At 68.3% G+C, this 20,086-nt stretch carries 20 protein-coding genes; 12 read left to right on the top strand and 8 right to left on the bottom strand.

Annotated elements, in window-relative coordinates:
- Positions 1–104: 104 nt before the first annotated feature.
- The 7 genes from ACS5PN_RS14945 (at position 105) to ACS5PN_RS14915 (ending at position 6,261) form a co-directional block, all read left to right on the top strand.
- Entirely contained in the window at positions 105–575 is a 471-nt protein-coding gene (locus tag ACS5PN_RS14945; RefSeq protein WP_439464762.1) for a YiaA/YiaB family inner membrane protein, read from the top strand.
- 15 nt (positions 576–590) lie between these two features.
- Positions 591–1,028, top strand: a complete 438-nt coding sequence (locus ACS5PN_RS14940) for a hypothetical protein (protein ID WP_439464761.1) — start codon at positions 591–593, stop codon at positions 1,026–1,028.
- Entirely contained in the window at positions 1,025–1,819 is a 795-nt protein-coding gene (locus tag ACS5PN_RS14935) for a DUF2145 domain-containing protein (RefSeq protein ID WP_439464760.1), read from the top strand. The genes ACS5PN_RS14940 and ACS5PN_RS14935 overlap by 4 nt, the downstream gene beginning before the upstream one ends.
- Positions 1,816–3,714: an MFS transporter gene (locus tag ACS5PN_RS14930; RefSeq protein WP_439464759.1), complete on the top strand. Its 1,899-nt coding sequence runs from the start codon at positions 1,816–1,818 to the stop codon at positions 3,712–3,714. Before ACS5PN_RS14935 ends, ACS5PN_RS14930 begins: the two co-directional genes overlap by 4 nt.
- Positions 3,711–3,968, top strand: coding sequence for a hypothetical protein (locus ACS5PN_RS14925; protein ID WP_439464758.1), 258 nt, complete (start codon positions 3,711–3,713; stop codon positions 3,966–3,968). The genes ACS5PN_RS14930 and ACS5PN_RS14925 overlap by 4 nt, the downstream gene beginning before the upstream one ends.
- A 95-nt stretch (positions 3,969–4,063) precedes the next feature.
- On the top strand, positions 4,064–4,804 hold the full coding sequence (locus ACS5PN_RS14920) for a prolipoprotein diacylglyceryl transferase (protein WP_439464757.1): 741 nt from the start codon (positions 4,064–4,066) through the stop codon (positions 4,802–4,804).
- On the top strand, positions 4,801–6,261 hold the full coding sequence (locus ACS5PN_RS14915; RefSeq protein ID WP_439464756.1) for a radical SAM protein: 1,461 nt from the start codon (positions 4,801–4,803) through the stop codon (positions 6,259–6,261). Before ACS5PN_RS14920 ends, ACS5PN_RS14915 begins: the two co-directional genes overlap by 4 nt.
- Here ACS5PN_RS14915 and ACS5PN_RS14910 read toward each other — a convergent pair.
- Positions 6,230–6,736: a hypothetical protein gene (locus ACS5PN_RS14910; protein WP_439464755.1), complete on the bottom strand. Its 507-nt coding sequence runs from the start codon at positions 6,734–6,736 to the stop codon at positions 6,230–6,232. The genes ACS5PN_RS14915 and ACS5PN_RS14910 overlap by 32 nt on opposite strands.
- Before the next feature lie 38 nt (positions 6,737–6,774).
- Complete coding sequence (gene tgt, locus ACS5PN_RS14905; protein WP_439464754.1) at positions 6,775–7,902, bottom strand: tRNA guanosine(34) transglycosylase Tgt; 1,128 nt, start codon at positions 7,900–7,902, stop codon at positions 6,775–6,777.
- Positions 7,903–7,991: 89 nt separating this feature from the next.
- Between tgt and ACS5PN_RS14900 the strand changes: the two genes are divergently transcribed.
- The 3 genes from ACS5PN_RS14900 (at position 7,992) to ACS5PN_RS14890 (ending at position 10,262) form a co-directional block, all read left to right on the top strand.
- Positions 7,992–8,750 (top strand): substrate-binding periplasmic protein, encoded by a 759-nt coding sequence (locus ACS5PN_RS14900; RefSeq protein WP_439464753.1) that lies wholly within the window; start codon positions 7,992–7,994, stop codon positions 8,748–8,750.
- 82 nt (positions 8,751–8,832) lie between these two features.
- On the top strand, positions 8,833–9,633 hold the full coding sequence (locus ACS5PN_RS14895; RefSeq protein ID WP_439464752.1) for a substrate-binding periplasmic protein: 801 nt from the start codon (positions 8,833–8,835) through the stop codon (positions 9,631–9,633).
- 23 nt (positions 9,634–9,656) lie between these two features.
- The gene (locus tag ACS5PN_RS14890) at positions 9,657–10,262 is read left to right on the top strand and encodes an IMPACT family protein (protein WP_439464751.1); all 606 of its coding nucleotides are present in this window, start codon (positions 9,657–9,659) and stop codon (positions 10,260–10,262) included.
- Here ACS5PN_RS14890 and queA read toward each other — a convergent pair.
- Positions 10,214–11,281: a tRNA preQ1(34) S-adenosylmethionine ribosyltransferase-isomerase QueA gene (queA, locus tag ACS5PN_RS14885; protein ID WP_439464750.1), complete on the bottom strand. Its 1,068-nt coding sequence runs from the start codon at positions 11,279–11,281 to the stop codon at positions 10,214–10,216. The two genes, ACS5PN_RS14890 and queA, sit on opposite strands and share 49 nt — an antisense overlap.
- Positions 11,282–11,418: 137 nt before the next feature.
- Between queA and ACS5PN_RS14880 the strand changes: the two genes are divergently transcribed.
- Positions 11,419–12,180: a substrate-binding periplasmic protein gene (locus ACS5PN_RS14880; protein WP_439464749.1), complete on the top strand. Its 762-nt coding sequence runs from the start codon at positions 11,419–11,421 to the stop codon at positions 12,178–12,180.
- A 19-nt stretch (positions 12,181–12,199) separates the two neighbouring features.
- Here ACS5PN_RS14880 and ACS5PN_RS14875 read toward each other — a convergent pair whose 3' ends face one another.
- Positions 12,200–14,557 (bottom strand): YCF48-related protein, encoded by a 2,358-nt coding sequence (locus ACS5PN_RS14875; RefSeq protein WP_439464748.1) that lies wholly within the window; start codon positions 14,555–14,557, stop codon positions 12,200–12,202.
- A gap of 147 nt (positions 14,558–14,704) precedes the next feature.
- On the opposite strand from ACS5PN_RS14875, the gene recG reads away from it, so the two are divergent.
- Positions 14,705–16,759: an ATP-dependent DNA helicase RecG gene (recG, locus tag ACS5PN_RS14870; protein WP_439464747.1), complete on the top strand. Its 2,055-nt coding sequence runs from the start codon at positions 14,705–14,707 to the stop codon at positions 16,757–16,759.
- 12 nt (positions 16,760–16,771) lie between these two features.
- Here recG and ACS5PN_RS14865 read toward each other — a convergent pair whose 3' ends face one another.
- From ACS5PN_RS14865 to ACS5PN_RS14850, 4 genes are all read right to left on the bottom strand, one after another.
- The gene (locus tag ACS5PN_RS14865) at positions 16,772–16,960 is read right to left on the bottom strand and encodes a hypothetical protein (RefSeq protein ID WP_439464746.1); all 189 of its coding nucleotides are present in this window, start codon (positions 16,958–16,960) and stop codon (positions 16,772–16,774) included.
- A gap of 120 nt (positions 16,961–17,080) precedes the next feature.
- Positions 17,081–17,803, bottom strand: coding sequence for a LytR/AlgR family response regulator transcription factor (locus ACS5PN_RS14860; RefSeq protein WP_439464745.1), 723 nt, complete (start codon positions 17,801–17,803; stop codon positions 17,081–17,083).
- Positions 17,804–17,876: 73 nt separating this feature from the next.
- A complete protein-coding gene (locus tag ACS5PN_RS14855) occupies positions 17,877–18,917 on the bottom strand; it encodes a sensor histidine kinase (RefSeq protein ID WP_439464744.1) in 1,041 nt (346 codons plus the stop codon).
- Between the two features lie 22 nt (positions 18,918–18,939).
- Positions 18,940–19,836, bottom strand: a complete 897-nt coding sequence (locus ACS5PN_RS14850) for an alpha/beta fold hydrolase (protein WP_439464743.1) — start codon at positions 19,834–19,836, stop codon at positions 18,940–18,942.
- Positions 19,837–20,086: the final 250 nt, after the last annotated feature.

Here is a 20,086-nt window from a genome sequence, read left to right as displayed (position 1 = left end):
TTGCGGCGCTTGCCACGCGCCTTGGAACTATTCCCGAGGCCGGCACTCCCGGCATCGCGCAAGATCGCGGCCATCGCAACATTCGTTCACAAGCAGACCTCACCATGGCCCAAACCCCCTACATCCGACGTGACACCAGCGCCTGGCGCCTGCAGGTCTGGGTTTCATTCGGCCTCAGCGTGATGCTGTGCGGATCCGGCCTGGCCTGGCTGCCGGGCCAGGACCTGGACCGCGCCTTCATGGTCATGGGCTATGTGTTCTGCCTGTCCACGGCCTTCGCCCTGGCCAAGTTCATCCGCGACAACCAGGAGCGTCAGGTCGACACGCCGATGTGGCGCCTGGTCGTCTGGTCCGGCTTCGTGCTGGCCATGAGCCTGACCGGCTGGGGCCTGTGGCGCATGGAGATCCAGCCCGTCTGGAAGGCCTATCTCGGCGTCTGCTGGCTCTATCTGATCTCCAACGTCTTCACGCTGGCCAAGATGCTGCGCGACGCCCACGAAGCCGACATGATGGAAGCCCGCATGCAGGGCCGCCGCGACGCCATGCAGGCCGGCGACGCCAGCACCAGCCAGTAAACCCGGGAGCAAACCATGAAGCAGCTGTTCGCCGTCACCACCCTTTGCATGGCGCTGAGCCTGCCGGCCCACGCTGGATCCCCGTCCGAGGCCAGCGCCGTGCTGTCGATCGCCCCCGTCGTGCTGTCGGTGGGCGCGGTCAGCGCCACCGGTGTCGCGCTGAGCGCCCTGCCCGTGGGCATCCTGTCGGCCGGCGTGACCCTGGTCGTCGTCAGCGTCGAGGTCGTCGGCGGGGCCACGGTCTGGGTGCTGGAGCGCGCCTCCGACGGCGCGCGCATCAGCATCAGGGCCGCGGGCAAGCTGGCCGAGGGTGTGGTCGTGTCCACCGGTGCCGCCGTCACGGTCTCGGTCATCGGCGCGGGCACGGTGCTGTCGGTGGCCGGCGATGTCATCGCCTTCATCCCCAACGAGATCGGCAAGGCCCTGCTCTACAACGAGCAGGTCAGTCGTTGAGAACAGCTGCTGCCATCGCCGTGCTGGCTGTGGCCACGGCGGCCCAAGCCGGCCGGCCCTGCGATGAAAAGCAGCCGACGGCGCGCCAGATCGAGCAAGGGCTCAACCTGGCCCAGGCCACGGCCCGCCAGCTCGATGCCAGCGGCGCCCAGGTCGTGCTGCTGGCCCGCGCGGGGCAGGACCTGTCCAAATACGGCCTGCAGTGGTCCCACCTCGGCTTTGTCTACAAGGACAGCTCGCAGCAGCCCGCCCCGAATGGTGGAGTTTGGCGCGTCATGCACAAGCTCAACCACTGCGGCACCGACCACGCGGCCCTGTACCGCCAGGGCCTGGGCGAGTTCTTCATGGACAACCCCAAGCGCTATGAGGCAGCCTTCGTCGTGCTCAAGCCCCAGCTGCAGCAGGCCCTGCTGCCTGTGCTGACGGACAACGGCCTCGTCGCGCGTTTCAACGAGCGCCGCTACAGCATGGTGGCCTACGCCTTCGGCACCACCTACCAGCAGAGCAACCAGTGGGTGCTGGAGACGCTGGCCGGCAGCGCCGGATCTGCCATCTACACCCGCCGCGACGCCCAGGCCTGGCTGAAGGCCCAGGGCTACCAGCCCACCGACCTGCACCTGTCCACGCTGACCCGCCTGGGCGGCCGCATGACCCAGGCCAACATCGCTTTCGACGATCATCCGAGCGCGCGCCGTTTCACCAGCCATATCGACACGGTGACCGTGGACTCGATGTTCGCGTGGCTGGCGCGCGCCAACCTGTCCGACTCTCCGCAACTGGTCAAGCCATGAGCCAAGAACATCCGAATCAGTTCGCGCTGTTGAAGCAACGCCGCTTCGCGCCCTTCTTCTGGACGCAATTCCTCGGCGCCGCGAACGACAACGTCTTCAAGTTCGCGTTCACGCTGATGATCACCTACCAGCTGCAGCTGGACTGGCTGCCGTCCAAGATGGCCGGCCTGGTCATCGGGGCCTTGTTCATCCTGCCCTATGTGCTGTTCTCGGCCACCAGCGGCCAGCTCGCCGACAAGCACGACAAGGCGCGGCTGATGCAGCTGGTGAAGAGCCTGGAAATCGCCATCATGGTGATTGCCGCCTGGGGCTTCTACGCGGCCAATGTGCCGGCCCTGCTGCTGTGCGTCTTCCTGATGGGCCTGCACTCGACGCTGTTCGGCCCGGTCAAGTACGCCTACATGCCGCAGCAGCTCAACGAGCGCGAGCTGACAGGTGGCAACGGCATGGTGGAGATGGGCACCTTCGTGGCCATCCTGCTGGGCCAGTTGCTGGGCGGCATCCTGGTCGACACGCCCGTCGTGGGCCCCCAGCACGTGGCCTGGGCCTGCCTGGCCCTCGCCGTCGCCGGCCGCGTGACGGCGCAGGCGATTCCCGCCAGCCCGTCGACCGACCCGGGTCTGGTCATCAACTGGAACCCCTTCACCGAGACCTGGCGCAACCTCAAGCTGGCGCACGAGGGCCTGGCCGTGTTCCGCTCGCTGCTGGGCATCTCGTGGATGTGGTTCTTCGGCGCCGTCTTCCTGAGCAATTTCCCGGCCTTCGCCAAGGAGGTGTTGCACGGCAGCCCGCAGGTCGCGTCGCTGCTGCTGGCGGTGTTCTCCATCGGCATCGGCATCGGGTCGCTGATGTGCGAGATGCTGTCCAAGCGCCATGTCGAGATCGGCCTGGTGCCGCTGGGCGCCATCGGCATGAGCGTGTTCGCCATCGACCTCTATTTCGCCGCCACGGGCCTGCCGGCCAGCGAGCCCTACAGCGTCAGCGCCTTTCTGGCGGTGACGGCCCACTGGCGCGTGCTGGCCGACCTGACGCTGCTGGCCCTGTTCGCCGGCCTGTACAGCGTGCCCATGTATGCGCTGATCCAGCTGCGCGCCCAGCCCAGTCACCGCGCCCGCATCATCGCGGCCAACAACATCCTGAACGCGGTCTTCATGATCGCCAGCTCAGTCATCGCCGGCGCCATGCTGGGCGCGGGCCTGACGATTCCGCAGATCTTCCTGGCCGTCGGCATCGCCAACGCCGTGGTGGCCTTCTACATCTTCCTCATCGTGCCGGAGTACCTGCTGCGCTTCGCCGCCTTCGTGCTGACGCGCCTGGTCTACCGCTTCAAGGTCGTCCACGACGAGCGCCTGCCCACCGCCGGACCGGCCGTGCTGGTCTGCAACCACGTCAGCTTCGTCGACGCCGTGCTGCTGATGGCCGCCAGCCCCCGCCCCATCCGCTTCCTGATGGACCACCAGATCTTCAAGATCCCGGTGCTGGGCTGGATGTTCAAGCTGGCCAAGGCCATCCCCATCGCGTCGCAGAAGGCCGACCCGGCCACCTACGAAGCCGCCTTCGCCGCCGCCCGCGCGGTGCTGGAAGACGGCGAGATGGTCTGCATCTTCCCCGAGGGCGGCCTGACCCGCGACGGCGAGCTGCAGCCCTTCAAGGGCGGCGTCATGAAGCTCATCGAAGGCCTGCCGGAGGTGCCCGTCATCCCCATGGCCCTGGGCAATCTGTGGGGCAGCTTCTTCTCGCGCGTCGAGGGCGGCAAGGCCATGGTCAAGCCGATGCGGCGGGGCGTCTGGAGCCCGGTCAGCCTGACGGTGGGTGAGTCCATGGCGCCGGCCGCGGTGTCGCCTGAAGGCTTGCAAACCCGGGTGCAAGGGCTGCTGGCGGGGACGGCGTCGTGAGCGACGCACGCACGCCTTTCGGCCGCGTCGTCCTGGTCGTCCTGCTGATCATCGCCACCCTGGGCTTCGGACTGGCTGGCCTGTGCGGCGGCGTCTTCACGGTGATGGCCATCCCCGAAACGATTTCGCCGCCGAAGCACGGCAGTTTTGCGGGCGCCATTCTTTTCATCTCCCTGCCCAGCCTATTGATCGGCGGCGGGCTGGCGTGGCTGTGCGTACGAAAGCTGATCCGCATGTCCAGCAGCGACGATTGACCCCGCCGCCGCGTGAAACGGGAATTGCCAAACATGAGTGACGACACCGCCAGCACGATCGGGCGCCAGCTGGCCCGCGCGCTGCGCGGCAAACCTTGATCAACGACGCCGCCACGGCCGCCTGGGTCCACAGCGCCTTCGCCTATGCCGGCATGGCCCTCGGCGCCGCGATGTGGCGCAGCACGCTGCGCCAGCATTCCCGCGGCGGCGCACTGGCACCAGGCAATTTCGGCGTCCTCGTCGGCCTGCTGCTCGGCGCGGCCCTGGGCAACAAGCTGGTCTTCCTCATCGAGCGCCCCGACGTCGCCCAAGCCCTGTGGCAAAGCGGCACGCTGATCTGGCCGGGCCAGAGCATCGTCGGCGGCCTGGTCGGCGGCCTCATCGGCGTCGAACTGGCCAAGAAACTGACCGGCCAGACGCGAAGCACCGGCGACGCCATGGTGCTGCCCATCGCCCTCGGTCTCGCCATCGGCCGCGTCGGCTGCTTCCTCGCCGGCCTGCATGACGACACCTATGGGCTCCCTACTTCGCTACCCTGGGGCGTGGATTTCGGCGACGGCATGCCGCGCCATCCCACCCAGCTCTACGAAATCGTCGTCGTTCTCGCCCTGGGAATCTCGCTGCACCGCAGCCGCTTCGCGACGCCCGGCCTGGCCTTCAAGCTCTTCCTCAGCAGCTATCTGCTCTGGCGCTTCGCCGTCGAGTTCCTCAAGCCCGTGCCCGTCGTGTACCCGCTGGGCCTGTCCGGCATCCAGTGGACCTGCCTGGTCGCGCTGATCGTCTACACCCCCCTCGTCGCCCGCGCCTGGCGCCAACCCGCCCTGGCCACGCCATGAACCGCAAGAACCGCCCCTATCTGTTCTACGACACGACACAGTCGGTCTGCACGACCTGTCTGCGCCACGTGGAAGCCAAGATCGTCATCAAGGACGACCACGTCTACATGGACAAATGGTGCCCGGCTCACGGCACCGAGCGCGTCCTCGTCAGCGACGACGCGGCCTGGTACCGCCAATGCCGCGAGGTCTTCATCAAGCCGCCCGAGATGCCGCAGCGCTTCGCGACGCCGATGAAGTACGGCTGCCCCTACGACTGCGGCCTCTGCCCCGACCACATGCAGCACAGCTGCCTGTCCATCGTCGAGATCAGCGACCACTGCAATCTGCGCTGCCCCACCTGCTACGCCGCCTCGGGCCCCGAGCGGCTGACGCACCGTTCCATGGAAGAGGTCATCGCCATGCTGGACGCCATCGTCGCCAGCGAGGGCGAGGCCGACGTCGTGCAGATCTCCGGCGGAGAGCCGACGCTGCACCCGCAGTTCTTCGACATCCTCGACGCCGCCAAGGCCCGGCCCATCAAGCACCTGATGGTCAACACCAACGGCTTGCGGATCGCCCAGGACGCGGCCTTTGCCGAGCGGCTGGCGGGCTATGCGCCCGGCCTCGAGGTCTATCTGCAATTCGATTCGCTCCGGCGCGAGGCCCTGATGGACCTGCGCGGCGCCGATCTGCGAGGGCCGCATGAGGCAGCGCTGGCGCGACTGAACGCGCTGGGCCTGTCGACGACGCTGGTCATGACGGTCAAGCGGGGCGTCAACGACGACGAGATCGGCGACGTCATCCGCCACGGGCAAAGCTACGCCTGCGTGCGCGGTGTGACGCTGCAGCCCATCCAGAATGCCGGCCGCGTCGAGGCCTACGACGCGGCCAAGCATCGCCTGACCGTCAGCGAACTGCGCCGGCGCATCGCCGAACAGAGCGGCATCTTCACGCCGGCCGATGTGCTGCCCGTGCCCTGCAACCCGGACACGCTGGCCATGGCCTACGCCCTGCGCACGCCCGAGGGCCTGGCACCGCTGACACGCTATCTGGACGCCGCCACGCTGCTGTCCGGCGACCGCAGCACCATCGTCTTCGAGGGCGACCCGGCGCTGAAGGCCTCGGTCTTCAAGCTGTTCTCGACCAACCATTCGCCCGAGAGCCAGTCCAACTGCCTGTCGGAGCTGCTGTGCTGCCTGCCCAAGATTGACGCGCCCCAGCTCAGCTACCGCGACGTCTTCCGCGTGCTGATCGTGCAGTTCATGGACGCCCAGTCGCTGGACATCCGCGCGCTGAAAAAGAGCTGCATCCACATCGCGCGGCCCGACGGGTGCCTCATCCCCTTCGAGGCCTACAACCTGTTCTATCGCGATGAGCGCCAAGCGGAGCTGGAACAGATTCGCGCCGAGATCGATGCCCAGCGCGAGCAGCGCCTGCGCTTCGTCAAGCCTGCGGCGTCTGTCGTCCGCGCCTGAACAGCCGCTTCACCCTCAGCTTGATGGCCCGCGCCGTGCGCCAGACGCCACTGCTGCGAATCCAGACCAGCAGGTCGGCCTTCCAGCGCGTCCAGCGCGCATAAAAGCGGGCGAACCAGGGCAGCTGCATCAGCGCCGGCTGGATGAGCTGGAACAGCCAGGCCAGCAGGGCCGTGCCCACCAGCTTGGCGCCGATGACGAGGACCACGCCCAGGCCGTAGCGGCCCTGGGCCACCAGCCAGACGGCCAGCAGCTTGATGGGCAGGATCAGCAGGCTGGGCAGGATCAGCACGACAAAGGCCCAGCGCGGCGGCAGGCGCTTGAGCAGGGCCTCGAACTGGCGGATGACCGGCAGCTTGGCGATCAGCGCAAAGACGCGCCGCAGCGGCTCCCAGCCCCATTCCTCGAACAGGATGAGCAGGGCGAGGACGACCTTGATCAACCAGCGCAGCGGGGCGAACAGGGTTTTCAGCATGCCGCTATCTTGGGGCCGCGCCGCGTTTCACCAAGGGGTCAGATTCCCCTTGCCCGATCCGCATGGAACTGCGCCCGCCAGGCCTCGAAGCGGCCGGCATCCAGCGCGTCGCGCATCTCCTGCATCAGGGCCAGGTAATAGTGCAGGTTGTGCACGCTGGTCAGCATGGGGCCCAGCATCTCGCCACAGCGGTCCAGGTGGTGCAGATAGGCGCGGCTGAAGCCCTTGCAGCATTCGCAGGTGCAGGTCTCATCGACGGGCTTCTCGTCGGCCTTGTAGCGGGCATTGCGCAGGCGCAGGTCACCGAAGCGGGTGAACAGATGGCCGTTGCGCGCATTGCGCGTGGGCATGACGCAGTCGAACATGTCGATGCCCTGAGACACGCCCTCGACCAGATCTTCCGGCGTGCCGACGCCCATCAGATAGCGCGGCTTGTTGGCCGGCAGCTGGTGGCCGGTGTGCTGCAGGATGCGCTGCATCTCGGCCTTGGGCTCGCCGACCGACAGGCCGCCGATGGCATAGCCGGGCAGGTCCAGCTCGGCCAGGCCGGCCAGGGAAGCGTCGCGCAGATTCGTGTACATGCCGCCCTGCACGATGCCGAACAGCGCGTTGGGGTTCTCCAGGCGATCGAACTCGCTGATGCAGCGCTTGGCCCAGCGCAGGCTCAGCTCCATGGACGACTTGGCCTCGCGCTCCGTCGTCAGCACGCCCTTGCTCTCGTAGGGCGTGCACTCGTCGAACTGCATGACGATGTCGGAGTTGAGGATGGTCTGGATCTGCATGCTGACCTCGGGGGTCAGCAGCAGCTTGTCGCCGTTGACGGGCGAGGCGAACTTGACGCCCTCTTCGCTGATCTTGCGCATGGCGCCCAGGCTCCAGACCTGGAAGCCGCCGGAGTCGGTCAGGATGGGCTTGTTCCAGCTCTCGAAGCGGTGCAGGCCGCCGAACTGCTTGACGACGTCCAGGCCCGGCCGCATCCACAGGTGGAAGGTGTTGCCCAGGATGATCTGGGCGCCCATCTCTTCCAGCGAGCGCGGCGTGACGCCCTTGACCGTGCCATAGGTGCCCACGGGCATGAAGATGGGCGTCTGCACGACGCCATGGTTGAGCGTGAGCGTGCCGCGGCGGGCGCGGCCTTCGGTCTTGAGGAGGTCGAACTTCAGCATGGGACGGGGATTGTCGCAGCGCTCAAAAGCCCCGCCTACACTGGACCGCGATGAGGATCTCCGCCACGGTCACGTAGAGGACACCCCAGATGCTGCGCCGTCGGCCCCTGCTCACACTCGCCACGACCCTGCCTTTGCCTGCTCTGGCCGCACGGCCGCCGCTGCCGGCCTTCTGCCACGCCCTGCCACCCCTGAGCTTCGAGCAGGATGGCCAGGCGGCCGGCCTGGCCGTCGACCTGCTGCGCCGCATGGCCGATCTGGCCGGTCTGGAGCTCAATCTGGCCCTGCAACCCCGCATGCGTGCCGAGAAGTCCTTTCTCGAAACGCCGGGCAGCCTGCTCTTCCCGCTGGCCCGGCTGCCCGAACGCGAGAACCGCTACCGCTGGGTCGGCCCCATCCTGCCGCGCCGGGTCGGCATCTACAGCCTGAGCAGCCGCAGCGACATCCACTTCCGCGGCCTGCACCAGCTGGACGGACTGCATGTGGGCGCCACCGCCGGCACGGCCACGCTGGAACAGCTGCTGGCCGAAGGCCTGAAGCCGGGCAAGGAGCTGGAGGTCTCGCCCAGCTACGAGGCCAGCGTGCGCAAGTTGATGGCCGGCCGCATGGACCTGCTGGTCATCGGCGACCTCAACATCTACTGGCAGCTGCACCAGATGAAGGAGCCGGCGGACCGGATCCGCGAGGTGGCCGTGCTCGACACCAGCGCCGACTACTGCTTCGGCCTGCGCACGGACAGCGACCCCGCGCCGGCCGAGGCCCTGCAGCGCGCCCTCGACCAGCTGCGCCGCAATGGCGCGCTGGAGAAGCTGCGGCAGGCCTATGGCCTGCCGGCCAGCCCCCCCTAGCAGCCTCGCCATCAGGGTTGCGATCGATGCCAGGCAATCCATGACCGCCTTAGTCTGCAGCCACACCACCAGCCGGCGGCCCATGACTCACGCGCCGATCCCCACCCTGCTCGCAGGGTTGATGCTGGCCTGCACAGGCCTGGCTGCGCAAGCCTGCGGCCCGTATACCGCGGCTCTCTATCCCTACGCCCGCTTCTATTACGAAGACCCGCAGACGGGGCCGACCGGCATCGACAAGGACATGTTCGACGAGCTGGCGCGCCGCTCGGGCTGCCAGCTGCGCATGGTGGTGGAGTCGCGCGTGCGCATCTGGGACCAGATGCGGCGTGGACGGGTGCAGCTGACGCTGTCGGCGCTGCTGAGTCCGGAACGTCTCGAGATCGCCGAGCTGGTGCCTTATGCCCAGGGCCGCTACCAGGTGCTGATGAGTCGCGAACTGGCGGCACGCATTCCCAGCATCGCCGCCTTCGAGGCCGACCCCAAGTTGCGCCTGCTGGACGTGCGCGGCTATGCCCACGGCCCGACCATCGACGCCTGGGTCGCGCGCATGCGCAGCCAGGGGCGTCTGGTCGAGACCGGCGACTTCAAGACCGCCGCGCGCATGCTCAAGGCTGGCCGTGCCGACGCCCTGCTGGCCCTGCCCAGCGGCTGGGGCATCGCCCAGGCCGCCTTCGACGACCCGGATGAACTCGTGCCCGTGGACGTCACGCCCAACGAGCGCAATGCCGTCGCCCTGGCCATGCTGCGGACCCTGCCCGAGGCGGATCGATTGCGGCTGCGACGCGCGCTGCAGTCCATGCTGGCAGACGGCAATGTCCACGAGACCCTGAAGCGTCATCTCGGCGAAAAAGGCGCCAAGGCAGCGGTCTACACCGGAGACTGAAGGCGGCGGGACAATCCCGCGCCATGCCCCTGACCCTGGCCGCGCCGGCCGAACACGAAGTCATCGTCAAGAAGAGCCGCTTCCTCGGCCGCGTCGAGCCCTGCGCCGACCGCGCGTCGGCGCTGGCCCGCGTCGCCGAACTGCGCGCCGCCCACCCCGGCGCAGCCCATGTCTGCTGGGCCCTGCTGGCCGGTGGCCACTCGGCCGCCAACGACGACGGCGAGCCCGGCGGCACCGCGGGCCGACCGATGCTGGACGTGCTGCGCCACCAGGGGCTGGACGGCGTGCTGGCGACGGCGGTGCGCTACTGGGGCGGCGTCAAGCTTGGCGCCGGCGGCCTGGTGCGAGCCTACACCGACTGTATCGCCCAGGCCCTGCTGACGGCCGACAAGGTAGAGCGCGTGGCCCAGGTCGAAGTGGGCTGCGAGCTGCCTTACGAGCTGGAGGGCCGGCTGCGCCGGCTGGCCGAGCAGCATGGCGCCGTGCTCGCCGACGTGAGGCACGAGGCGCGCGTGCACATGCGCTTCTCGCTGCCCGTCACGGCACGGACGGCCTTCACGGCCGCCGTCGATGAAGCGGCTCAGGGCCGCGTGGCCTGGGCGCGCGAAATCAGCATCGCGTCGCCATAGCTGAAGAAGCGGTAGCGCTGCGCGATGGCATGCGCGTAGACGGCGCGGATGTGCTCGTAGCCGGCGAAGGCGCTGACCAGCATCATCAGCGTGCTCTTGGGCAGATGGAAGTTGGTGACGAGACGATCCACGACGCGGAAATTGAAGCCCGGCGTGATGAAGATGTCGGTCTCGCGGGCACCGGATTCGAGCTGGCCGCTGTGTGCGGCCGACTCCAGCGCACGCAGCGTCGTCGTGCCGACGGCGACGACCTGGCCGCCACGCGCGCGGCAGGCGGCCACGGCTTCCACCGTCGCCTGCGGCACCTCGAACCATTCGCTGTGCATCTTGTGGTCGGCCAGGGCCTCGACGCGCACCGGCTGGAAGGTGCCGGCGCCCACATGCAGGGTCACGTGGGCCTGCTCGACACCGCGCTCGGCCAGGCGCGCCAGCAGGGCTTCGTCGAAGTGCAGGGCCGCGGTCGGCGCCGCCACGGCGCCGGGTTCCTTGGCGAACACCGTCTGGTAACGGCGCACATCGTCCTCGCCGTCGGCATGGGCGATATAGGGCGGCAGCGGCACATGGCCGTGGGCCTCGAGCAGCGCGAAGGGGTCGCCCGCAAAGCGCAGGTGAAAGAGGCCGTTGTCCGGCCCGCAGCGGCCGAGCACCTCCGCTTCGAAGGCGTCGGCAAAGCGCACGCGGCTGCCCGGCTTGGGGCTCTTGCTGGCACGCAGATGCATCCAGACTTCCTGGGTGCCGGGCAGCACCCGCTCGACCAGGGCTTCGACATTGCCGCCGGTCGACTTGACGCCGAACAGGCGCGCCTTGATGACCTGGGTGTTGTTGAAGATCAGCAGGTCGCCCGCGTTCAGCAGGCCGGGCAGCTCGCGGAACACGCGGTCCACCAGCTCGGCACGGCTCGCGTCCAGCAGCCGCGAGGCGCTGCGCTCGGCGGCGGGATGCTGGGCGATCAGCTCGGGGGGGAGGTCGAAATCGAAATCGGCGACCGTGTAGGCCGCGGCGGGAGAAGAGAGGCTCATGGACGCGTTGGAGGGCCGGACAGACCCGTGCCAAGGAAGACAGGCATTGTCCCATCGGCCCTGGCCGCGCCTTTTTCCACGGCAGTGCCCGCCACGTCATACGGACGTCAGCGTTGTCATCCTAGACTCGCGGCCCCGTGAAGCGCCGTCGTTGTCTTGCCCTGCCCGCTCTACCCATGCTGCTCGGCCTGCCCGCCGCGGCGGCCGCGGGGCCGGCCGAGCGCGCCCTGGTGGGCTTCACCGAGAACCTGGCGCCGCTGAACTACCAGGACGGCGGCGAGGTGCGCGGCTTCAGCGTCGAGCTGCTGCGCAAGATGGCGGCCGCTGCCGGCCTGCCGCTGGAGCTGCAGGTGCTGCCCTGGCAGCGCGCCGTGCAGATGGCCGAGACCCAGTCGACGAGCGTGCTGTTCTCGCTGACGCGCACGCCCGAGCGCGAAGCCCAGTACCAGTGGGTGGGGCCGATCGCGCCGCGACGCGTGCTGATCTACCGGCTGGCCAAACGTGGCGATCTGAGCCTGCCCCAGCTCAGCGACCTCGGCGAGCGCCGCATCGGTGTGGTGCGCGATTCGGCCGCCGACCGCCTGCTGCAGGCTGCCGGGCTGAAGCCGGGCATCGAGCTCGAACACGGGCTGGACGACGCCACCAATGTGCGCAAGCTGCTGGCCAGCCGCATGGAGTTCGTCGTGCTGCTGGACTGGGCCGCCGCCTGGGCCATGCGCCAGCACAAGCTGGACTACGCGACGCTGCAGCCCGTGATGGAACTGGACGTCGCGCGCGCCTATTGGTACGGCCTGCGCCCCGAGGCCGACCCGGCGGTGGCCAGACGCCTGCAGGCCGCGCTGGACGCGATGAAGCGCGACGGGCGCTATGAGCAGCTGAGGCAGCGCTATTTCCGCTGAAGCAGCGCTGCCGGTGGCGTCAGTTGCCGCCGGTGCCGGTCACCAGCAGGGTGCCGTTTTCACCGCTGATCCAACCCGAGCGGGAGTCCGCGAAGAACACGTCGGTTAGGGTGACGCGGGTCCCCGCCTCCTGACTCTTCCAGGTTTTGCCACCGTCCTGCGTGGACAGCACGGTGCCACCCGTACCGACGATCCAGCCCTGGCGGCTGTCGAGGAAGCGGATCTTCTGAAGGCTGGCCGTCGTCAACGGCGTGGACAAGGTCCAGGTCACACCGCCGTCCTTGGAATTCAGCATGGCGCCGTACTGGCCGACCACCCACAGACCCGCTTCACTGGCCGCGATGCTGGTCAGCGGCGTGTTGGTACCGCTGTAGCGACCGACCCATGTCTTGCCCCCGTCCGCCGTGGAGACGATGCGCCCGTTGCCACCCACCATCACGCCCTGCAATGCGCTGGTGAAATGCAGTGCTGCGAAATCCTCGGTCAGCGGCGCAACCATCGTCCAGTTCTGGCCGCCATCCGTCGTGGCCAGCAAGCGCCTCTGGTAGCTGTTGTTGTCGGCGCCTACGGCGAAACCGTTGCTGGCATCGACAAAATGGACGCTGCGGAAGGTGTAGGCCAGGGAGGTCAGCGGCGCGCTCCAACGCTCGCCGCCATCCGTGCTCATGTAGAGCCTGCCATCGCCCGAGAGCAGCCAGCCCTTGTTGGCATCGACGAACTGGATGCGCGCACCCTGGCCATAGCCTTGCAAACCCGCCAGCTTGACGGCCCAGTCCAAGCCCCCGTTCTTGGTTTCCAGCAGTTCGCCGTACTGGGTCAGAGCCAGCCCGCGGTTGGCGTCCTGGAACCACAGTGCGTTGTAGTTGCGGGGCGATGTCGACGAGGACTGGCCCCGCACGATGCTCCAGCTCGCCATCCCGTCTGAGCTGACCCAGACGTTGTTCTCAGCCAGGGCGACCCAGTTCTTGGCATCCAGGCGTTGGAGCTGCTGAGCGGGCCAGCCGGAGCTGGAGCTGTAGCGTGTCGGCACGGCGATATTGCGCCAGGTGGTGCCAGCATCCTCGCTGACCTGATGGACGTATTGGGAATTCTGATCGTAGAAGCGCCGATAGAGCACCCCGGGCAGCAGGGCGCGAATATCGATGCTGTAGGTCTGCGCCCCCGCCGGCACGTCCATTGGCGCCCATGTCCGGCCGCCGTCCGTCGTGCGGTAGAGCGCCGAGTACATCCACATGACGCCGTTGTTGGCATCGAAGAAATCGGCACCGTAGACCCCATAGTTGCTGGACGGCAGGCCCTGGGCTGTCAGCAGCTCCCAAGTCGCCCCCGCATCGGTACTGCGATGGACGACGGGGGTGTAGGTCGGGCCCTTGACCGGGTCATAGGCATAGATCTGCTGGATGACCAGGACCAGCGATCCCTTCACGATCAGGGTTGGTGTGCCCTGGCTGGGGTAGTCGCGTACGGTCGTCCAGCTCTTGCCCATGTCCGTGGACTTGCGCAGACCCGCGTAGTTGACAGCCCACACTGTGCCGTCCGGTGTCACGCTCGTCGAATAGCCGCTCAGGTTGACCTGCGACCAACTGGCCCCGCCGTCGGTCGTGGCGGTGATCACGCTGCTGGGCGAGGTGAGGACCGCCGTCGAGGCGTTCACCACCATCAGGCCGGGAGCAAAGCCGTCCGCCGGGCTCACGCTCTGCATGCTCCAGTGGGCGCCGCCGTCGGTGGTGTGCAGCACGGCGCCATAGCCACCCAAAGCCCAGCCGTTGTTGGCGTCAGCAAAACGCACGGTAGTCATCATCGCGGAGATGCCCGATGACTGGCGCGTCCAGTTCTTGCCACCGTCCGTGGTCTTGAGGATCTCGCCGGCGTCGCCGGTCGTCCAGCCCAGCTGGCTGGACAGGAAGTAGAAGTCGCTGATCGAGTTGCCGCTCGGACGGGGTGCCTGCCAGCACCAGCCGCCCTGGTTCTCGGCGCTGCAGCTCAGGCTCTTGACCAGAGCGCGGTTGTTGACGGCCACCTTGAACTTGACTTCCTTGCTGGTGCCTGCCGAATTGCTGACCTTGAGGCTGACCTCGAAGTCGCCGGCCTTGGTGTAGTCGTGCTTGGGACTGGCATCCGTGCTGCTCGTGCCGTCGCCAAAGGTCCACGCGAAGGTCAAGCCGCTGAGACCGGCGGCCGAACTGGTGAAGGCGGTAGCACCCGACGTCTCAACGACGGCAGGAGCGGTGATCGCCAGGTTGTCGGGAATGGCTGTCGGCTGGACCACCGGCGGCGGCGCTTCGCTGCCACCACCTCCACCACCGCAGGCCGTCAGCACCGCTGCAGCCAGCATTCCCATTCCCAAAGCGCGCAAGCGCGGCGTCACCTTCTGCATCGCAGATCCTCCCTGCCCTGATTCGGGCCGTTTTTGTGTGGGGTCGGATTGTGGTGCAAAACCCCGGTGTTGCCCTGCAACCCGCTCAGACGAGGGGGCAGGTCCCTTCCGATAAATCCGAGGCCGCGCGCACGCAAAATGCCGCCCATGTCCGAGGCCGCCGCCACGCCCCAGCCCGCCACCAAGTCAGCGCCCCAGAAGGCGATGGAAAAGCTCGGCCTTTTGCGCGACATCGACCTGGCCCTGCACCTGCCGATGCGCTACGAGGACGAGACCCAGCTCACGCCCATCGGCGCACTGCGCGAGGGTGAGGCGGCCCAGGTAGAGGGCGTCGTCGTCGACTGCCAGGTGGAGCTGCGCAGTCGCCGGCAGCTGCTGGTGCGGGTCAAGGACGACACCGGCTCGCTGCTGCTGCGCTTCCTGCATTTCTATCCGTCGCAGCAGAAGCAGATGTCCGCCGCCTCGCGGCTGCGTGTGCGCGGCGAGGCGCGCGTGGGCTTCTTCGGCCGCGAGATGGTGCATCCCGTCGTCAAGGTGGTGGAGGAAGGCACGCCGCTCGCGCAATCGCTGACGCCGGTCTATCCGTCGTCGGCCCAGCTGCCCCAGGCCTATCTGCGCAAGGCCGTGGCCTCGGGCCTGGCGCGCGCCGACCTGCGTGAGATCCTGCCGGCCGGCGTGGTGCCAAAGGAGCTGCCTTCGCTGAAGGAGGCCCTCAACTACCTGCACCACCCGCCACCCAGCGCCTCGCAGGAGGCCCTGCACGAGCACCACCACCCCGCCTGGCACCGGCTCAAGTTCGAGGAGCTGCTGGCCCAGCAGCTGTCGCAGCTCCAGGCCCAGCGCGAACGGGCCTTGCTGGTTGCGCCCGCACTGCGCGCAAGGCCGGGCGGCTTGCACGAGAAGCTGCTCGCCGTCCTGCCCTTCCAGTTGACCGCTGCCCAGCAGCGCGTATCCGAGGAAATTGCCCAGGACCTGGCGCGGCCGCAGCCCACGCACCGCCTGCTGCAGGGCGATGTCGGCTCAGGCAAGACCGTGGTCGCCGCCCTGGCCGCCGCCGTGGCCATCGATGCCGGCTGGCAATGCGCGTTGATGGCCCCGACCGAGATCCTGGCCGAGCAGCATTTCCGCAAGCTGATCGGCTGGCTGGAGCCGCTGGGGCTGAAGGTGGCCTGGATCACCGGCAGCGTGAAGGGCAAGGCCAGGCAGAAGATGCTGGACGCCGCCGCCTCGGGCGAGGCCCAGCTCATCGTCGGCACACATGCCGTCATCGAGGACAAGGTGCGCTTCGCGAAACTGGGCCTGGCCATCATCGACGAGCAGCACCGCTTCGGCGTGGCCCAGCGCCTGGCCTTGCGCAACAAGCTCAAGGCCATGGACCTCGAGCCGCACTTGCTGATGATGAGCGCCACGCCCATCCCGCGCACGCTGGCGATGACCTATTTCGCCGATCTGGACGTGTCCACCATCGACGAGCTGCCGCCCGGCCGCAGCCCCATCGTGACCAAGGTGTTCACCGAGTCCAAGCGCCACGACGTGGTCGACAAGATCCGCATGGCGGTGGCCGATGGGGCCCAGGTCTATTGGGTCTGTCCGCTGGTGGAGGAGAGTGAAGCCGTCGACCTGCGCAACGCGACCGAGACGCATGCCGAGCTGAGCGAACAGCTGCCGGGCACATCGGTGGGCCTGCTGCACGGCCGCATGTCGCCCAGCGACAAGGCGGCCGTCATGGCCGAGTTCTCCAGCGGCCGCATGAGCGTGCTGGTGGCGACGACGGTCATCGAGGTGGGCGTGGATGTGCCCAATGCCAGCCTGATGGTCATCGAGCATGCCGAGCGCTTCGGACTGGCCCAGCTGCACCAGCTGCGCGGCCGCGTCGGGCGCGGCGCCAAGGCCAGCGTCTGCGTGCTGATCTACAGCCCGCCGCTGTCCGACACCGGCAAGTCGCGGCTCAAGGCCATGGCCGAGACGACCGATGGCTTCGAGATCGCGCGGCGCGACCTCGACATCCGCGGCCCCGGCGAGTTCATGGGCTCGCGCCAGAGCGGCGCCGAGCTGCTGCGCTTCGCCGACCTGCAGGAGGACGCGCCGCTGCTGGTCGCCGCACGCGCGCTGGCGCCGCGGCTGCTGGACCAGCACCCCGAGGCGGCGCGGCGCCAGGTCGCGCGCTGGCTCGGGACCAAGGCGGAGTTCCTTAAAGCCTAGGAAGGCGCGGCTTCACTTGCAAGTGAAGCTCTTCGCATTCACCTCCTTGACATTGCCGGCACCGCAGGCGGAGACGGCATGCTCGCTCATGCGCGCGACGGCGTTGGTGTCGGCCGGCGTGTTGGAGGGCGGCGCGAAGACGCAGGCGCTGAGCAGGGCGGCGGTGATCGAAGCGGCGACAAAGGAAGCGAGACGGAACATTCGAGTTCTCAGGGTCAGGTGTGAAGAAGCCCTCATCCTTCCCGACGCCCTCGACGCGGTCACGCATTGAACGACGGACTGCAGATCGCCGGGGACAGGCTGCACAACAGACCGATGGCGCTACAGCTCCAGCTTCTCCCGCAGCAGCTTGGCCTGGCGCCGCGACACTTCGACCTGGTGGCCGTCACGCAGCAGCACCCGATAGCCGTCGTTGCTCCAGGGCTCGATGCCCTGGATCCAGCGCAGATTGATCAGATGGCTGCGGCTGGCGCGGAAGAAGAGCTGGGGGTCCAGCTTCTCCTCCAGGCTGGTCAGCGTGCGGTTGATCAGCGGGCGCTGGCCGTCGAACCAGGCCTGGGCGTAGTTGCCGCAGGACTCGAAGCCGGCGATGTCGCCCAGGCGCACGAACCAGCAGCGCTCGCCATCGCGCAGGAAGACCATGTCGTCGGCGCCCTTGAAGGCCCCCGGCGCCACCGCAACGACCGGTGTCGGCCGCAGCCGCTCGCGCGCCTTGGCCAGTGCCGCCTCCAGACGCAGCGGGTCGATGGGCTTGAGCAGATAGTCCAGCGCATTGCGCTCGAAGGCGGCCAGGGCATGCTGGTCGTAGGCCGTCGTGAAGACGACGAGGGGCAGGTGCTCCAGCTGGTCCAGCAGATCGAAGCCGGTGGCGCCAGGCAGTTCGACATCAAGCAGCAGCAGTTCAGGCTGCAGCGTGTCGATGGCTTCGCGCGCCGGCGCCAGTTCGGCGGCCTCGCCGACGATGTCGGCGTCGGGGATGGCTGCGAGCAGGGTGCGCAGCTCCTGGCGGGCCAGGCGCGAGTCTTCGACGATATAGATCCTCACTGATGCACCCTTCGCGCTACGCGCTGTCCCGCCAAGCGGGAGCGAGCTTGCTTGGGACGGCCCGGCGCGGCGCTCATGCCGCCAGCTCCACCGTGACCGTCACGCGGCCATCCGCCGCGGCGATGCGGCAGTCGGCCCCATCGCCGCCGGCACGCGCCAGTCGCTCGCGCAGATGGGCCAGGCCCAGGCCGGTACCGTCCGACGAGCCCGGCGCCCATTGCCCGGGATTGCTGACCGCCACGGCGAGCCGCGCACCATCGCGCTTCAGGCCAATGTCGACAACACCGCCGCCGGCGGTGCGCGCGATGCCATGCTTGATGGCGTTCTCCACCAGCAGCTGCAGCAGCATGGGCGGCACGCTGGCGCCGTCCGTTGCCGGGTCGACCTGCCAATCCACGCGCAGCCTCTCCTCGTGGTGGAGCTGCTCAAGCGCCACGTAATCGCGCACGACGGCCAGCTCATCGGCCAGGGGCACCCGCTCCTTGGCGCTGTGCTGCAGCGTGTGGCGCAGGGTGTTGGACAGGCGGCTCAGCATCTCGCGGGCGCGGGCCGGGTCTTCGTTGATGAGGGCGCGCAGGTTGTTCAGCGCGTTGAACAGGAAATGCGGGTTGATCTGGGCGCGCAGCACCTGCAGCTCCAGCTCGCGCGCGGCGGTCTCGGCCTGCCACTTGGCGATCTCGCCGGATCGCCAGCGATTGAGCATCTGCACCCCCATCCAGACCGCCAGCCACAGCCACAGCAGCACGCTGGTGTTCATGGTGTAGCTCACCATCACCACGCCGCCGCGCGGCATGCCGGGCGGGAACTCCAGCAGGCCCAGCGACAGGCCCGCCCAGTTGACGAGATAGGTCAGGACCTGCAGCCCGAAGGCGAACAGCGGCGGCAGCAGGAACAGCCGCAGCAGCAGGCTGTGGACCGGCAGGTCCAGCCAGCCGCGGCGCAGGGCCAGGGCGCGCAGGGCTTCGCTGCAGGCCCACAGCCCGGCGGCGACGAAGATCATGACGAAGGTCAGGGAGCCGCTCAGCGCGCCGAAGCTGGCGATCATCGCCATCGAGAGGCCGGCATAGCCACTCCACACCAGCGCCTGGATGACGCTGCGCCTGCGCATGTTCATGGGCCTCCGCTGTCCTGTGCTTTTACTTGGCAAAAGCCAGGAAGCCCTTGACCTCGCCGACCAGCCAGTCGGCATCGTCCCACATGAGGAAGTGGTAGCCGCGCTGGCTCATGGCCACCCGGGCGCCGTTCAGGCCGGCGTATTGGGTCTCGAAGATCTTCTTGGTGCTGTCCAGCGTCGAGCCCATGGGCTCGAAGGCGGCCCAGGCGCCCAGCACCAGGGTCGGCGCGGTGATCTTGGGCAGCAGGGGACGCAGGTCCTCGCCCCACAGCTCGGACATGGCCTGCGCCGTGGTGTTGCGGTCGCTGGCCAGGCCCCAAGCGACGATGCGCTCGGCATTGGCCGGGCTGCGGCTCATGCCGCCCGCACCCTGGCGCACGCCGGCTTCCCACTGTTCCTTGTTGCCGGCCAGCATCTGCTGGCGCATGCCGGCGACCATGCCCCGCGCGGCCTCGGGCGTCATGCCACGGATGCCGGCCAGGAACGGCAGGGAATCGACGATGACCAGGCGCTCGATGCGGCCGGGTCTCTCGGCGGCCATCTGCAGGGCCAGCACGCCGCCCAGGCTGTGGCCCATGACGATGGGCTTGTCGAGCTTGCGGTCGTCGACATAGGCCAGCAGGCGGTCCCGCATGCCGTTCAGGAAGTTGTCCGTCGCGACGGCCGGGGCACCCGCAAAGCCGGGCAGCTGCACGATATGGCATTGCACGCCGGGCTGCAGGGCGGCGCAGGTTTCGGTCCAGGTGGACGCAGCGCTGTTCAGACCCGGGATCATCAGCACCGGCCGGCCCTGGCCGACGACGTCCACGCGCAGATCGCGATATTCGACCGTCGCGGCCTGGCTGTGGCTCACCCACAGGGCGGTGGCGATGCCGACGGCGGCGGCGAACAGGCCGGTCCAGGAGGTCTTGCGGATCATGGCGTCTTCTCCATCAAGGTTGCGATGGAAGCCATGTTGGCGAGACCGCGCCAAGCCCGCCGGCGTCAAAGGACGAACGGCGAGCCGCGCTGACGAATGGCGAGCCGCCAAGATGGGTGGCACCTCATCACCCGGCCGTCGTGCCTTCTTGCGGGGCGAGCGCCGGGCCGCTCCCTAGCCGGCCTGCTCAGGTGATGTGCTTGCCGGTCGATCCGGCAAACATCGCCATCCCCTCGGGGGATCGGCCAAG

Origin of the sequence: Roseateles sp. NT4 (genome assembly GCF_051857475.1) — a bacterium.
Lineage (GTDB): Bacteria > Pseudomonadota > Gammaproteobacteria > Burkholderiales > Burkholderiaceae_C > Pelomonas.
The sequence above is the reverse complement of the archived record's forward strand: the minus strand, read 5'-3'. Positions and strand labels throughout refer to the sequence as shown.